This is a genomic window from Lysobacter rhizosphaerae, assembly GCF_054779795.1.
Genome location: NZ_BAAGXO010000007.1, coordinates 600,245 through 614,090 on the forward strand (window position 1 = coordinate 600,245; position 13,846 = coordinate 614,090).

At 67.1% G+C, this 13,846-nt stretch carries 11 protein-coding genes and 1 tRNA gene; 4 read left to right on the forward strand and 8 right to left on the reverse strand.

Annotated elements, in window-relative coordinates; translation table 11 throughout:
- Window positions 1-32: 32 nt before the first annotated feature.
- Together ACYVGE_RS11805 and ubiA are read right to left on the reverse strand one after the other, a co-directional pair.
- On the reverse strand, window positions 33-236 hold the full coding sequence (locus ACYVGE_RS11805) for a hypothetical protein (RefSeq protein ID WP_457096975.1): 204 nt from the start codon (window positions 234-236) through the stop codon (window positions 33-35).
- A gap of 65 nt (window positions 237-301) precedes the next feature.
- Window positions 302-1,216, reverse strand: a complete 915-nt coding sequence (gene ubiA, locus ACYVGE_RS11810; protein ID WP_460730098.1) for a 4-hydroxybenzoate octaprenyltransferase — start codon at window positions 1,214-1,216, stop codon at window positions 302-304.
- A 155-nt stretch (window positions 1,217-1,371) separates the two neighbouring features.
- Here ubiA and ACYVGE_RS11815 point away from each other — a divergent pair, with 155 nt between their 5' ends.
- The 4 genes from ACYVGE_RS11815 to ACYVGE_RS11830 all read left to right on the forward strand — a co-directional run bounded on the left by ACYVGE_RS11815 (window position 1,372) and on the right by ACYVGE_RS11830 (window position 5,457).
- On the forward strand, window positions 1,372-2,619 hold the full coding sequence (locus ACYVGE_RS11815) for an HD-GYP domain-containing protein (RefSeq protein ID WP_460730100.1): 1,248 nt from the start codon (window positions 1,372-1,374) through the stop codon (window positions 2,617-2,619).
- Between the two features lie 9 nt (window positions 2,620-2,628).
- Complete coding sequence (locus ACYVGE_RS11820) at window positions 2,629-3,942, forward strand: putative bifunctional diguanylate cyclase/phosphodiesterase (RefSeq protein WP_460730102.1); 1,314 nt, start codon at window positions 2,629-2,631, stop codon at window positions 3,940-3,942.
- A gap of 81 nt (window positions 3,943-4,023) precedes the next feature.
- Window positions 4,024-4,100, forward strand: a tRNA-Arg gene (locus tag ACYVGE_RS11825).
- Window positions 4,101-4,350: 250 nt separating this feature from the next.
- Window positions 4,351-5,457, forward strand: coding sequence for an aromatic ring-hydroxylating oxygenase subunit alpha (locus ACYVGE_RS11830; RefSeq protein WP_460730104.1), 1,107 nt, complete (start codon window positions 4,351-4,353; stop codon window positions 5,455-5,457).
- 48 nt (window positions 5,458-5,505) lie between these two features.
- Here ACYVGE_RS11830 and ACYVGE_RS11835 read toward each other — a convergent pair whose 3' ends face one another.
- The 6 genes from ACYVGE_RS11835 to ACYVGE_RS11860 form a co-directional block, all read right to left on the reverse strand.
- On the reverse strand, window positions 5,506-6,171 hold the full coding sequence (locus ACYVGE_RS11835) for a DUF998 domain-containing protein (protein ID WP_460730106.1): 666 nt from the start codon (window positions 6,169-6,171) through the stop codon (window positions 5,506-5,508).
- A gap of 226 nt (window positions 6,172-6,397) precedes the next feature.
- Window positions 6,398-7,918 carry a phytoene desaturase family protein gene (locus ACYVGE_RS11840; protein WP_460730108.1) on the reverse strand — a complete coding sequence of 507 codons (1,521 nt, stop codon included), beginning with the start codon at window positions 7,916-7,918 and terminating at the stop codon, window positions 6,398-6,400.
- A 193-nt stretch (window positions 7,919-8,111) separates the two neighbouring features.
- Complete coding sequence (locus ACYVGE_RS11845) at window positions 8,112-9,695, reverse strand: phytoene desaturase family protein (protein WP_460730110.1); 1,584 nt, start codon at window positions 9,693-9,695, stop codon at window positions 8,112-8,114.
- A gap of 129 nt (window positions 9,696-9,824) precedes the next feature.
- Window positions 9,825-11,021 carry an aminomethyltransferase family protein gene (locus tag ACYVGE_RS11850; protein ID WP_460730112.1) on the reverse strand — a complete coding sequence of 399 codons (1,197 nt, stop codon included), beginning with the start codon at window positions 11,019-11,021 and terminating at the stop codon, window positions 9,825-9,827.
- A gap of 47 nt (window positions 11,022-11,068) precedes the next feature.
- The gene (locus tag ACYVGE_RS11855; protein WP_460730114.1) at window positions 11,069-12,403 is read right to left on the reverse strand and encodes an amino acid permease; all 1,335 of its coding nucleotides are present in this window, start codon (window positions 12,401-12,403) and stop codon (window positions 11,069-11,071) included.
- 47 nt (window positions 12,404-12,450) lie between these two features.
- Window positions 12,451-13,806 (reverse strand): Xaa-Pro dipeptidase, encoded by a 1,356-nt coding sequence (locus tag ACYVGE_RS11860; RefSeq protein WP_460730116.1) that lies wholly within the window; start codon window positions 13,804-13,806, stop codon window positions 12,451-12,453.
- Window positions 13,807-13,846 lie beyond the last annotated feature (40 nt).

The following is a 13,846-nucleotide window of genomic DNA, read 5'->3' on the forward strand; positions in this document are numbered from 1 at the left end:
TGCGGGCCGTTGTCCTGTGTTGCCGGTTGAATTCAGGTCGCGGGTTGCGCCGCGTCCTGCTTGCGGCCTACCAGCCACATCGCGGCGCCGACCACCATCAGGCCCACGCGGATGCCGATACCCACGCCCGGGCCCCAGTTGTCGATCCAGCTCAAGAGCACGAACTCGAGATCGAACAGGTTCAACACGAACGAACCGGCACCGAAAATGAAAAACCACTTGCCCCATGACTTCATGCACCACTCCCCTGGTCGTCAATGAATGGCCCGATCCCCATCGGGCCCGGCGAGTCTAAGCGACATCAACCCGCGGCGCGCAAGCCCAGGTCGAGCGCGATACCGGCGAACACCACGAGGCCCACCCACTGGTTGTGCAGGAACGCGCGGAAGCAACCGTCGCGATCCCGTGCCCGCGCCATCCAGAACTCGCAGGCGACCAGCACGACGGCAACGCCCAACGCGCTCCAGTAGTACTGCCCCAGCTCCGCACGGCGGCCGACCAGGAACAGGGCGTAGGCGAACAGCGCATACAGGATGCCCTGCGCGACCAGGTCCACCTCGCCGAACAGGATCGCCGTCGACTTGGCGCCCATGCGCAGGTCGTCGTCGCGATCGACCATCGCGTACCAGGTGTCGTAGGCGGTGGCCCACAGGATGTTGGCGACATAAAGCAGCCACGCGACCGCCGGCACTTCGCCCTGGATCGCGGCGAACGCCATCGGGATGCCCCAGCCGAAGGCCATGCCCAGGTACACCTGCGGCAGGTAGGTATAGCGCTTGAGGTACGGATAGCTCGCCGCGAGCACCACGCCGACGAAGCTCAGGTAAATCGTGAGGCGGTTCATCGTCAGCACCAGGGCGAACGCCACCAGCATCAGCACCGCAAACACCGCCAGCGCCTCGCGTCCACCGACCGCGCCCGTGGCGAGCGGCCGCTCCATGGTGCGCTCGACGTGCGGATCGAGCCAACGGTCGGCGTAGTCGTTGATGACGCAGCCGGCCGCGCGCGTCAGCCATACGCCGAGGCTGAAGACCACCAGCGTCCACCACGGTGGCACGCCCTTCGCCGCCAGCCACAGCCCCCACCAAGTCGGCCACAGCAGCAGCAGCCAGCCGATCGGACGATCGCCGCGCACCAGCAACCAGTATTGATGCAACCGCTCGCGCCAGCGCGGCACCGGCGGCGGTATCGGGGCGTAGTCACGCTCGTAACCCATGTTCCCCACTCGTAAGGACTTGAGACAGCGCCGGGATGGCCCGGCCACGCCGGCATTGTCGCCGATCGCCGGCGGATTCCAGACCGGCGGCCCCCCTGTCCTTTGTTCCGCACCGCAACCAAGGGTAGGCTAGCCCGAGGGTCTTGGGGGATCTGATGGATATCAAATCCAGGGAAGTGCGCATCACTGTCCACGGACTGACACTGGGGATGTACGTCAGCCGGCTCGATCGGCCGTGGATCGAGACCGCGTTCCTCATGCAGGGGCTCAAGATCACGTCCGAGGACGAGGTCGCGATGCTGCAACGCATCTGCAACCATGTCTGGGTCGACGTGATGCTCGGTGCGTCGCCGGACCCGCGCTACCTCGCCTTCGAGGACCCCGCGGAGGTACGCCAGCGCCGCGCCGCCGCGGAAGTCGAAGCGTTGCGCAAGGAGCAATGGGCGCCCCAGGTCGAGGTCCAGCAGGAGCTGCGCCAGGCCGAAGCCGTGCACGCCACGCTGGAAGCCTCCATCGACGAGGTGATGACCGACCTGCACAGCGGCAAGCGCCTCGACCTCGAACGCCTGAAGGACGGCGTCGACGCGATGATCGATTCCATCCTGCGCAATCCCACCGCGTTCGTCTGGCTCAAGGAGATGAAGCGGCGCGACAACTACGCCTACCAGCACGCCATGGGTTGCGCGATCTGGGCGGCGAGCTTCGGTCGCCACCTCGGGCTGGAGCGCGCGGAACTGCAGCTGCTCGCGCTCGGCGGCCTGCTGTGCGACGTCGGCAAGACGCGCCTGCCGGAGGCGCTGTTGAACAAGCGCACGACGCTGGGTCCGGACGAGATCGAACTCGTGCACCAGCACGTGCAGCATGGCCTGGAGATCGTCGATTCCACGCCGGGGCTGTCGCCGAAGATCCGCGAGATCGTCGCCACCCACCACGAACGCCACGACGGCAGCGGCTATCCATGGCGGCTGCAGGGCAGCGACATCCCGATCTTCGGCCGCATCATGGGCATCGTCGACAGCTACGACGCGATGACCTGCGTGCGTCCCTACGCATCCAGCCGTTCGCCGCACCAGGCGGTGACCGAGCTCTACCAGCAGCGCGGCACGCTGTTCCAGGCCGAACTGGTCGAACAGTTCATCCAGAACTGCGGCATCTATCCCACCGGATCGCTGGTGGAGCTGTCGAACGGGCAGGTCGCCGTGGTCACCGACGTGCACAGCCTCAAGCGCCTGCGCCCGCGCGTGATGCTGCTGCTCGATGCCAACAAGGCGCCGCTGAAACAGTTCCGCGTACTCGACCTGGGCGAAGTGGAACAGGACGATGCCGGCCAGCCGTTGAGCGTGAAGGGCGGCCTGCCGACCGGTGCCTACGGCATCGATCCGGTGGAACTGTTCCTGCACTGACACGCCGCCATGGCCACGATCGAGGACGAGCTCACCGGACTGCACAACCGCCGCAGCTTCCTCGCGCTGCTGCGCCGGCATATCGGCTACGCGAACGAACGCAGGACCAACCTCGCGCTGATCGTCGCCGACATCGATGGCTTCGCCCGCCTCAATGCGGCGCACGGCTACGAATTCGGCGACCGGGCGCTCCGGCACGTCGCCCAGCAGTTGCGTGAGGTCATCCGCCCGCAGGACTACGCGGCCCGCATCGGCGACAACCGCTTTGCCCTGATCCTGCCGGGCGTGATGAACGCGGGGCACGCCGAACTGGCGGTGCAGAAGCTGTTCCGCCTGTTCGAAGTGCCCTTCGATGGCGGCAAGAGCAAGGTGCGCATGACCGCGACGGTCGGCGCGGCGGTATGCCCGATGCACGCCAGCCAAGCCGAGTTCCTGCTGCGCCAGGCCGAAAAGAGCCTGGAGGTCGCGCGCAACACGGGGCAACGCTGGCTGTTTCCGCCGGAGTGCGAGGACGACCGCGGCTTCTCCGAATTCTGGGACCTCGAAATCGAACTCGACGGTGCGGTGCAGCGCGGCGAGACCTATCTCACCTACCAGCCCAAGCTGCGCCTGTCGGACCTGCAACCGGTCGGCGCCGAGGCCCTGATGCGCTGGCAGCATCGCTCGCGCGGGCTGGTGTCGCCCGAACAGTTCATTCCCATCGCGGAGCAGACCGGCCAGATCAAGGGCATGACCATCTGGGCGCTCAACACCGCGTTGCGCCACGCCAGCGAATGGGAACACACGCACGGCCGCCTCAATGTCGCTGTCAACGTGCCGGCCGAACTGGTGGGCCAGGAAGACCTTCCCGACCTCGTCGAAAACGCCCTGAAGCTGTGGAGCGCGCCCGACACGCAACTGGTGCTGGAGATCACCGAGCGCTCGCTGGTGATGGATCCGCGCCACAGCTTCAAGATCCTGTCGCGCATCCGCGACCTCGGCGTGAAGATCTCGATCGACGACTTCGGCACCGGCTATTCCTGCCTGGCCTACTTCAAGGACATCCCGGCCGACGAACTCAAGATCGACAAGTCCTTCGTCGCCGGCCTGCTCACCGATCCGGCCTGTGCCGACATCGCCTCGCTGATCATCGACCTCGCCCACCGCTTCAATCTGTCGGTGGTCGCCGAGGGCGTGGAAGACGAGGCCACCCTCGAGGCCCTGCGCCAGCGCCACTGCGACGTGGTGCAGGGGCATCTGTTTGCCAAGGCCATGGCGCTGGATGAGTTCTCCGCGTGGCTGCGCCGTGCCGCGCCCCCCGACGCCGTGCGCCGGGCCGTTTGAGGAAATCGCGGCCGCGCACGCGCCGGCGCTGCTAGAATGCCCGTCCCGCGATGGTTGCCATCGCGCGGTTGCCTTAAAAATGCGCCCGTAGCTCAGCCGGATAGAGTAGTGGCTTCCGAAGCCATTGGTCGGGGGTTCGAATCCCTCCGGGCGCGCCATCTCCCTTGCCATAGCGCCTCCGCGCCGCCGCGACGTGATCCGCGGGCTGCCGGCTGGCTATTCACGCGGACACGCGCCGGGTTCCCAACCGCCATTGGGACGGCTTCCACCAGCACCTCGATGTCAGCGCGATGGGTAGGAGCCACAGGTCTGGCGGCATCGCGACTGCACCGTTGACACCACGCGCCGTGGCGGCAAACGATGGCGGCGCGGTGCCACGCGGGCACCCATAGACGGGGAAGCGACCGGATGCGATCGATTGCAGTCGAACTGCTGGATCAGTACGACCCGGATCTGCCGCTGGAGGAGGCGTCGACCATTCCCGCCTCCTGGTACGTCGATGAGCGCATCGCGGCGCTGGAGCGCCGGACCACGTTCTCGCGCTCGTGGCAGCTCGCCGCCAGGGTCGACCAGTTGCGCGAGCCCGGCCAGTACGTCACCTGCGAGATCGCGGGCGAACCGATCGTGGTGGTGCGCGGCAGCGACGGCGTGCTGCGTGGCTTCTTCAACGTGTGCCGCCACCATGCGGCCGCGGTGATGACCGAAGCCTCCGGCTGCGCGCAGAACCTGCGCTGTCCCTACCACGGCTGGACCTACACTCTGGAGGGCGCGCTCAAGGGCACGCCGAGCTTCAACAGCGAATGCCATTTCGACCGCAGCGAACATGGCCTCGTGCCGGTCGCGACCGACGTGTGGGAAAACTGGGTGTTCGTGCGCCTGGACCGCGAAGGCCCGAGCCTGGCGGAGTTCCTGGGCACCGACCTGATCGAACAGATCCGCCCGCTGCAGTTGTCGGGCCTGCACTGGTTCGAGCGCCGGCACTACCTGTTCGACTGCAACTGGAAAGTCTTCGTCGACAACTACCTCGACGGCGGTTACCACGTGCCGCACCTGCACAAGGGGCTGGACAGCGTGCTCGACTACAAGAACTACACGATCGAGAACGGTGGCCGCTTCTGCCTGCAGTCCAGTCCGCTGACCACCGCCAAGGCGCAGGAGGACTACGCGGCGGTGCGCCAGGGCGATCGCGCCCTGTACTACTGGCTGCATCCGAACTTCATGATCAACTGGTACCAGGGGATGATGGACACCAACCTGGTGCTGCCGCTGGGCATCGACAAGACCGAGGTGATCTTCGACTTCTGGTTCGCCGACGTGTCCGAAGCCGCGCATGCGCGCAACCGCGCCAGCGTCGACGTCGGCCAGCAGATCCAGGACGAGGACATGGCGATCTGCAAGTCGGTGCAACGCGGGCTGCATTCACGCGCCTACAGCACCGGCCGCCTGTCGGTCCGGCGCGAAGCCGGCGAGCACCTGTTCCACCGGCTGCTGCACGCAGACCTTCTGACCGGCTGAACTGCTGGCCGGCTGACCGAAGTGGCCGAGGTGGCCTGGTCCGGCGCCTCACTCCGCCGGAGGCATGGCCGCGCCCGCCTGCAGGCGCGCCAGTTGCTTGCAGCGCAGCCACCAGGCCGCGTGGCCGAGCCACAGCAGGATCAATGCGATCACGGTCTTCTGCCGCAGCCCCACGGGCGCGCCGTGCCAGTTCGCGTAGATCACCAGCGCGATGAAAGCGACCACGGCCAGGGGAAACGCCCGCCCGAAATGCGGCCGCCAGGTGGCGTCGTAGTAGAAGCGCCATGACTGCAACATCATGGCGGTGGTCACGCTCACGAACGTGATCAGCGCCGCCACCTGGTGCAGATCGCTTTCCTGGTCGCGATCCAGGAATGGCAGGTCGGTTTCGGAAATCGCGGTGAGCCACAGCGCGATACCGGCCACCACCAGCAACACCAGCGGCGCGAGGCGGCGCGCGTGCGGCCTGAGTGCCGCGTACAGGCCGACGCCAAGCAGCGCCAGCGCCATGCTCAGCTGGTAATAGGCGCCCCGCACCCAGCCACCGTAGTGGCCGGTCAGGTAATGGCTGAGCGGATCCTTGCGCCAGTCGAGGTCCGGACGCAACACCTGCGCCAGCACGCAGATCGCGACAAACACGAGCACGGCCACGAAGCAGATCAGGCCAGAACGATGCCGCACCATGCCTTCGAGCGGGGCGCTGCCCTCTCGCATCCTGCGCAACGTTGCATCGACGGAGGCGTGAGTCCTCATACATGCGTCAACGCAGCGCGTGCGCGGGCACGGCCAGCGATCCGCATGCATTTCGACGTCGCCACGGCCTGATGCATATCGTGGCCGCGCAGCGGCGATCGCATCGTTGTCCTATTGAAGGACCACGCGTTGCCGCGATGGCTTCCGCGAAGCCATGCAAGCGTTCGCGCGCCCCGACATCAGTCCGTCAGGGCTTCGCCTTCAGCACCATCTGCACGGCATTGCGTCCCGCCGCGCCGCTGATGCCGCCGCCACCGTGCACGCCGGAACCGCACAGGTACAGGCCGTCGACCGGCGTGGCGTGATTCGACCATCCCGGCAGCGGGCGCATGAAGAACATCTGGTCGAGGATCAGCTGGCCATGGTTGAGGTCGCCTTCGGTCAGGCCGAGGTCGCGCTCCAGGTCCGCCGGCGTGATCACGCGCGAGTGCCGCACGGATGCCTTCAGCGCCGGGAAGTGCGGGGCCAGCGTGTCGAACGCGAGCTGCTCGAGCGTGCCGCGGGCATGCGCCCAGTCCGCGTGGCGCAGCTTGTACGGCGCGGACTGGAAATGGATCGACACGACATCGCCGGCCGTGGTGACTTCGAGATACGGCTGCTCGGAGATCTCGCCGTATTTGGCGGCATCGAACGCGCGCTCCAGGTACTTCAGGGTCGGCGCGATCGCGAGCGTGCCGGCGGGCACGCCGTGCGAGCCGTCGGTCTGCAGGTGCACCTTGGCGACGGCGCCACGCATCTTGATCGACTGCGTCTCCCACACGAAATCCGGGGGCAGTTCCGGCGCGCCGACCAGGCCGAGCAGGGTGTGGCGCGGGTCAACGGCGGACATGACCGTGGATGCCGCGATCTCCTGGCCGCTGTCCAGTCGCACCCCGCCCACGTGTTGCCGGTCGACGAGGATGCGCTGCACGCCGGCCGACGTGCGCAGTTCGCCGCCGTGGGCGATGAAGGCGGCGACCAGTGCTTCGGCAAGGTGCACGCTGCCGCCAGCGACCGGCCGATGGGCCAGGCCGCCGCGATTGAGCCAGTTGTGCATCAGCGTGTAGCCGGTGCCCGCCGACATCGAGCCGAGCGTGTGCCCGTGGATGGCCACCGCGGCGATGGCGGCCTTGAGTTCCTCGGACTCGAACCATTCTTCGGTGAACTCCAGCGCCGACATCGACATCGACCGGATCACCCGGAACATGTCGCGACCGCCGAGCCGGCGCAGCGTCCACGCCAGCTTCGCCAGGGGCCAGCCCTCGGCGAGGCCGACGTGCGGCAAGCGCGGCATCGGCGTGCGGTAGGCGGCGTCGAGGAATGCAGCCGCCTTGTCCATGAACGCCACGAACTCGGGCCAGCGCGCAGCGTCGGCCGCGGAGAACTGCCGGATCGATTCCAGCGTCCGGGCATCGCCGGGCGCCGTCGACAGCTGCAGGCGACGGCCATCCGCCAGCAGCGAGACATAGGCCGGCGCGGGAGCGGAGGCGGCAAGGCCGTGCCGGGCCAAGCCGAGTTCGCGGACGATATCCGGACGCAGCTGGCCGCCGGCGTGCAGCGGATCGAAGCGGGAACCGTCATCGAAGGCACGCGAAGCCAGCTGGCCGCCGGCGTGCTCGCGCCGTTCCAGCACCAGCACTTTCTTGCCGGCCTTGGCCAGGTAGGTTGCGGCTACCAGGCCGTTGTGGCCGGCGCCGACGACAATGACGTCGTAATTGGATTTGCTCATGGATTTGTGGGCTTCTGCATTTGATCATCATCCCGGCGGCTTTCAGCAGCAAAGCTGCCGGGAACCAGCTCTTGCCTTTGGCGCGAGTCGGGAGAAGGGACGGAAGTCAAAGGCTGGATCCCGGCGTTCGCCGGGATGACGAAGTGGGGAGCTGGCCGCATGACGAAGTGGGGAGCTGGCCGCATCCTGGCACTCACTTCCAATCCTTCAGGACTTCCTGCGCGGCCATCTTGCCGGCCGCCCCCATCACGCCACCGCCCGGATGCGCGCCCGACGCGCCGAAGTAGTAACCCGGCAACGGCGTGCGGAAATCGGCCCACTGCGGCGCGGGGCGCAGGAAGAACAACTGGTGCAGCAACAGTTCGCCGTGGAAGATGTTGCCGCCGGTGATGCCGGCGATGTTCTCGATGTCCTTCGGCGTGATGACCTGCTTGCCGACGATGGCGCGGCGGATGTTCGGCGCGTAACGCTCGATCGTGGAAATCACGGTTTCACCAAACGCATCGCGCTTGGCGTCGTCCCAGCCGCCCTCGATGTCGTAGGGCGCGTACTGCACGAAGCACGACATCACGTGGTGGCCCGGCGGCGCCATGTCGCGGTCGATCATCGAGGGGATGATCATGTCGATATAGGGATTCTTCGCGAACTGCCCGTACTTGGCCTCGTCGTAGGCGCGTTCGATGTATTCCATGCTCGGACTGACCGAGATCGCACCACGGTGCAGCGGGCCTTCGCCCGGCAGGCAGGTGAAGTCGGGCAGTTCGCTCAGCGCGAGGTTGACCTTGCCCGATGAACCGCGCACGCGGAAGTTCTTGATCTGCTGGACGAACTCGTCGGGGAGATGCTGCTTCTCGACGAACTGCAGGAAGCTGCGCTTGGGGTCGGCGGCGGAAATCACCACCTTGGCCTGCAGCTCGTCGCCGTTGGCGAGCGCGACGCCGGCGGCGCGCCCGCCCTTGACGATCACCTGCTGCACCGACGCATTGGTGCGGATGTCCACGCCCAGCGCGCGCGCCGAGCTGGCGATCGCCTGGGTCACGCCGCCGTTGCCGTTCTTGCAGAAACCCCATGCACGGAACGCGCCGTCGATCTCGCCCATGTAGTGGTGCAGCAGCACATAGGCGGTGCCGGGCGAATTGGGGCCGAGGAAGGTGCCGATGATGCCGCTGGCCGACTTGGTGCCTTTGAGCGGATCGAATTCGAACCAGTCGTTGAGCAGGTCGGCCGCCGATTGCGTCAACAGCTTGGCGATCTGGTAGAGCTCCTTCTCGCTCAGGCTCTTGCCGTACTGGCCGAGCTTGAGCAGGCCCTTCATGTCGCGCAAGCTCAGCGACGAAGGATCCGGCGGTACCAGGCCGATGATCGGCTTGATCGCCTTGGCGGCGCGCGCCATCACGCGGCCGTACTCGTCGGACGCCTCGGCGTCGCGCGGCGAATGCCGGTACAGCTCCTGTCGCGTCAGGTCGTGGTCGTCCCACGCGGCGAGATAGTCGCCGTTGTCCATCGGCGTGACCGTGCTCGGCAACGGCAGGATCTTCAGGCCGTGCCGCGGCAGTTCGAGGTCGCGGATGATCTCCGGCCGCAGCAGGCTGACCACGTAGGAGAACTGGCTGAAGCGGTAGCCGGGGAACGGCTCGGCGGTCACGGCCGCGCCGCCGACCACCTCGCGGCGTTCGAGCACGGCCACCTTCTTGCCCGCGCGCGCCAGGTAGGCGCCGGCGATCAGGCCGTTGTGGCCGGCGCCGATGACGATGGCGTCGTATTGGTTGTTGGTCATGAGTTCTTCAATTCGTTGGTTGTCTTTGCTCCCTCTCCCGCTTGCGGGAGAGGGTTGGGGTGAGGGGCGGCAAGAGCACCCTCATCCGCCCTGCGGGCACCTTCTCCCGCAAGCGGGAGAAGGGACCTGCTACTTCTTCTTCCATTCCGGCTCGTAGAACGGCAGCTTCACGACCTTGCCCTGCGCGTGCAGGCGCTTGTGCTCGACCGTCACTTCCATGCTCAGCGCGGTGCCTGGTTCGTAGTACGGGCGCTGCAGGTGCACCAGCGCGATGTATTTCTTCAGCACCGGCGACCAGGTGCTGGTGGAGGCGTAGCCGACCTGCTTGTCGCCCTGCCACATCGGCAGGCTGCCACGCACCGCCATGCCGGGAATCTGCGGCGGCAGGCCGACAGCGGCGAACAGTTTCTCCATCGCTTCCCAGTCGACCTCGAAGCCCATCAGCTTCCACGCCGAGCCTTCCTGCTTCTCGCGCTCCAGCGCGCGGCGGCCGACGAAGTAACCGGGCTTGTCCAGCTGCACCGCCCAGTCCAGGCCCATCTCCAGCGGCGTGGATTTCTGTCCCTCGATCCAGGCGTGGTTGGCCGCGGTGTAATCGACGTCGATCATGAACAGACCGGCTTCGACGCGCGCCATGTCCATCGCCAGGATGCCGCACGGGACGATGCCGTAATCGTGGCCCGCCGCCATCAGCGCGTCCCACACGTGCAGCGCGTCGGCGACGTCGATCCAGATCTCGTAGCCGAGGTCGCCGGTGTAACCGGTGCGCGAGATCGTCACCGGCTTGCCCGCGAGCGTGTTGGGCATGACGCGAAAGTACTTGAGCTTGTCGAGCGACTTGCCGCAGACCTTGTTGAGGACAGTGCGCGACTTCGGCCCCTGCAGGCTCAGCGCGGCGACCTGCTCGGTGACCTCGGTGATCGTCACGTCCATGCCGACCGCGTTCATCGACAGCCAGCGCAGCGATGGCTCGGCGGAAGTCAGGCGGAACAGGTTCTCGCCCAGGCGCGACACCGTGCCGTCGTCGAGCATCTTGCCGTCCTCGTCGCACCAGCCGGTGTAACCGACCTGGCCGACGGCCATCTTGTGCACGTCGCGTGGCGTCAGCTTGTGCAGCAGGCGCGCCGCGTCGGGGCCCTCGATCATGTACTTCATCAGCGGCGAGACATCGATCATCGCGACGGCGTCGCGGATCGCCCAGTACTCGCGGTCCAGGTGCAGGTCGTAGGAACCGGCGACGATGTGGCCGGCCCAGCGCCGCCAGTTCTGCGGCAGGCACAGGCGCGAGGTGCGCTCGTGGAAAGGCGTGCGTTTGAGTTGCAGCATGGCGATCGGAATAACTCGAAGAGGTCAGGCGGGTTGCAGGCGGCGGATCAGGGCCCGGACGGTGACGCCAGCGGCGTGCCGCGCACCGCGCGGCGCATCAGCACGTACACCGGCAGGCCGGCCGCGGCCAGCGCGAGCGCATACACGAAGGGCTCGCGGCCCATGCCGATGAAGGCGAAGATCGCATACGCGGCGCCGGGGATGGCGAGGACCAGCAGGTCGCTGTTGGCGGGTTTCTGGCGGCGACGCCACATCACCATCAGGGCGAGCGCGCAGAACAGGTACAGCGGCAGGTTGGCGGCCGTCACCACGGTGGTGAGCAGGGTGAAGCCTTCCACCAGCGTCCGGCTGTAACTCATCAGCACCATCACGCTGGCCAGCATCCCGGTCACCAGCAGCGGCACGGCCGGCGCCCCGTGGCGGTTGTTGCGGGTCAGGACCGCGGGCAGCACGCCATTGACGGCCATGGTGCGGGTCAGCTCGCCGACCAGCAGGGTCCAGCCGTTCAACGCACCCAAGCCGCTGATCACCACGAACAGGGCGAGCCAGCGGCCATTGCCCTGGCCCAGGTACTGGTCGAGCAGCGCCGCGAAGGGCGCGTTCGAGCGGCCCAGCTCGGCCTGCGGGATCAGCAGCAGCGGCACGGTGGACACGACGATGTAGATGACCGCCGTCAGCAGCGCACCGACGATGGTGGCGCGCGGAATCGTGCGGCCGGGATTCTCCACGCGGCCCGCCGGCACGGTCGCCGACTCCAGCCCGAGCATGGCGAACAAGGCGATCGTCGATGCGGCCATCAACTGGTTCAGGCTCACCGGCGTCGTCGGCAGGTGCCGGGTGTAGGCCGCCGGCTCGCTGATCAGCAGCCACGCGCCCAGGCCGGCGACCATCAGCATCGGCAGCAGCTTGAGCGCGGTAGTGACGATCTGGACCCGCCCGCCCGTGCGCACGCCGAACAGGTTGATGATCACGAACAGCCACACCAGCGCGAGCGCGAGCAACGCGGGCCGGATGCCGGCGAGCGCGGGAAACACCGCATCGACATAGCCGACCACGCCGGTGGCGATCGCCGCATTGGTGATCCACAACGAGACCCAGTAGCACCAGATCGCGATGAAGGCCGGGATGTCGCCGAGCGTGCTGCGAATGTAGCCGTAGGGGCCATCGGCATTGGGCATCTCGCGCGCCAGCCGCGCGAACACCCGCGCCATCGCCATGCAGCCCACCACGGTGATGACCCAGCCGATCAGGGCATTGAATCCGAACGGCGCCAGCGAGGCCGGCAGCAGGAAGATGCCAATGCCGATGGTGTTGCCCACCACCAGCGCGGTGCACATCCAGAACCCGAGCTTGCGCTCCTGCTTGTCGCTAACCGATTGCATCAACTGCTCTCCCGTGGCTCCAACCCCGTGAATGGCGCGCGCCACGGTCAGAGGCCGCCATCATGGCAGTTCACCGGGCCGGCGGCGCATACCAGCGTCCCGCTCTTGATGACCGCCTGGACCCGGCGCAGCACCTCGATGTCGGCCAGCGGATCGCCTTCCACCGCGATCAGGTCGGCGGCCTTGCCGGCGGCGACGCTCCCGAGTTCAGCTTCGTGGCCCAGCGAGCGCGCGGCGTTGATCGTCGCCGCCTGGATCGCCTGCATCGGCGTCAGGCCGTAGCGCACCATGTAGGCGAACTGGCGCGCATTGTCGCCGTGCGGATACACGCCGCTGTCGGTGCCGAATCCGATGTTGACCCCCGCCTTGACCGCCTTGCGGAAGCCCTGGCGCTGGACGTCGGTGGTCTCCAGGTTCTTGCGCAGCTTTTCCGCCGACCAGCCTTCCTGCCGGCCGACCGTGTCGATGTAGTCGCCGTTGTAGATGTCGGCCACCAGCCAGGTGCCGTGCTGCTTCATCAGCTTGATGCCTTCGTCGTCGAGATAGGACCCGTGCTCGATCGAGCGCACGCCCGCGCGCACCGCGCGCTTGATGCCTTCGGCGCCGTGCGCGTGGGCGGCGACGAAACTGCCGTGCTTGGCCGCTTCCTCCACCGCGGCGCGGATCTGCGCTTCGGTGTATTCGGATTCGCCCGGCTCGGTGCCATCGGTCAGCACGGCGCCCGTGGCGATCACCTTGATGAAGTCGGCGCCGTGGTCGAACAGATAATTGACCTTCTGCCGCACTTCCTGCTCCGAATCGGCGACACCCAGGCGGAACTCGTTCGGCACCACCGTGCCCTTGGGCAGGCCTGTGATCTCGCCACCGCCGCCGGTGATGGTGATGTACGCACCCGCCACGAACATGCGCGGCCCCGGGATGGACCCGGCGTTGATCGCATCGCGCAGGGCTACGTCGGCAAGCCCGCGGTAGACGCCGACGTCGCGCACCGTGGTAAAGCCGGCACGCAAGGTATTGCGCGCGTTCTTCGCGCCGATGAACGCGTCGCGCACCGGCGTGCTTTTCAGTGGCGCACCCGGATCGGCTTCCTGGCCCTCGTCGGCGATGTGCGTGTGCAGGTCCATCAGGCCGGGCAGCACGGTGTAGCGCGACCAGTCGAGCACCTTCGCATCGCCGACGCTGGCGCTGGCGTACGGCTCGACGCGGGTGATGCGCTCGCCTTCGATGCGGATCGCCTGGTCGGCGAGCACCTTGCCGTGGTCGACGTCGACCAGCTTGCCGGCACGGATGACGACGACCTCCGACTTGGTGGCGGCCGAAGCCATCGAGGATCCGGCGGCCAATGCCATGGCCAGTGCGGAAGTGAGCAGCATGGAAGTGAGCGGCGTGGAAATCCGGATCATGTCGTGTCGTGGTTCCGTAAGGAGGATGGTGCGTGTGCGG

What these genes read in the sequence shown, in the direction of transcription:
- ubiA (WP_460730098.1), bottom strand. Translation starts at nt 1,216, where the DNA reads ATGGGTTACGAGCGTGACTACGCCCCGATACCGCCGCCGGTGCCGCGC.
- ACYVGE_RS11840 (WP_460730108.1), bottom strand. Translation starts at nt 7,918, where the DNA reads ATGAGCAAATCCAATTACGACGTCATTGTCGTCGGCGCCGGCCACAAC.
- ACYVGE_RS11805 (WP_457096975.1), bottom strand. Translation starts at nt 236, where the DNA reads ATGAAGTCATGGGGCAAGTGGTTTTTCATTTTCGGTGCCGGTTCGTTC.
- ACYVGE_RS11820 (WP_460730102.1), top strand. Translation starts at nt 2,629, where the DNA reads ATGGCCACGATCGAGGACGAGCTCACCGGACTGCACAACCGCCGCAGC.
- ACYVGE_RS11835 (WP_460730106.1), bottom strand. Translation starts at nt 6,171, where the DNA reads ATGCGAGAGGGCAGCGCCCCGCTCGAAGGCATGGTGCGGCATCGTTCT.
- ACYVGE_RS11860 (WP_460730116.1), bottom strand. Translation starts at nt 13,806, where the DNA reads ATGATCCGGATTTCCACGCCGCTCACTTCCATGCTGCTCACTTCCGCA.
- ACYVGE_RS11845 (WP_460730110.1), bottom strand. Translation starts at nt 9,695, where the DNA reads ATGACCAACAACCAATACGACGCCATCGTCATCGGCGCCGGCCACAAC.
- ACYVGE_RS11855 (WP_460730114.1), bottom strand. Translation starts at nt 12,403, where the DNA reads ATGCAATCGGTTAGCGACAAGCAGGAGCGCAAGCTCGGGTTCTGGATG.
- ACYVGE_RS11850 (WP_460730112.1), bottom strand. Translation starts at nt 11,021, where the DNA reads ATGCTGCAACTCAAACGCACGCCTTTCCACGAGCGCACCTCGCGCCTG.
- ACYVGE_RS11830 (WP_460730104.1), top strand. Translation starts at nt 4,351, where the DNA reads ATGCGATCGATTGCAGTCGAACTGCTGGATCAGTACGACCCGGATCTG.
- ACYVGE_RS11815 (WP_460730100.1), top strand. Translation starts at nt 1,372, where the DNA reads ATGGATATCAAATCCAGGGAAGTGCGCATCACTGTCCACGGACTGACA.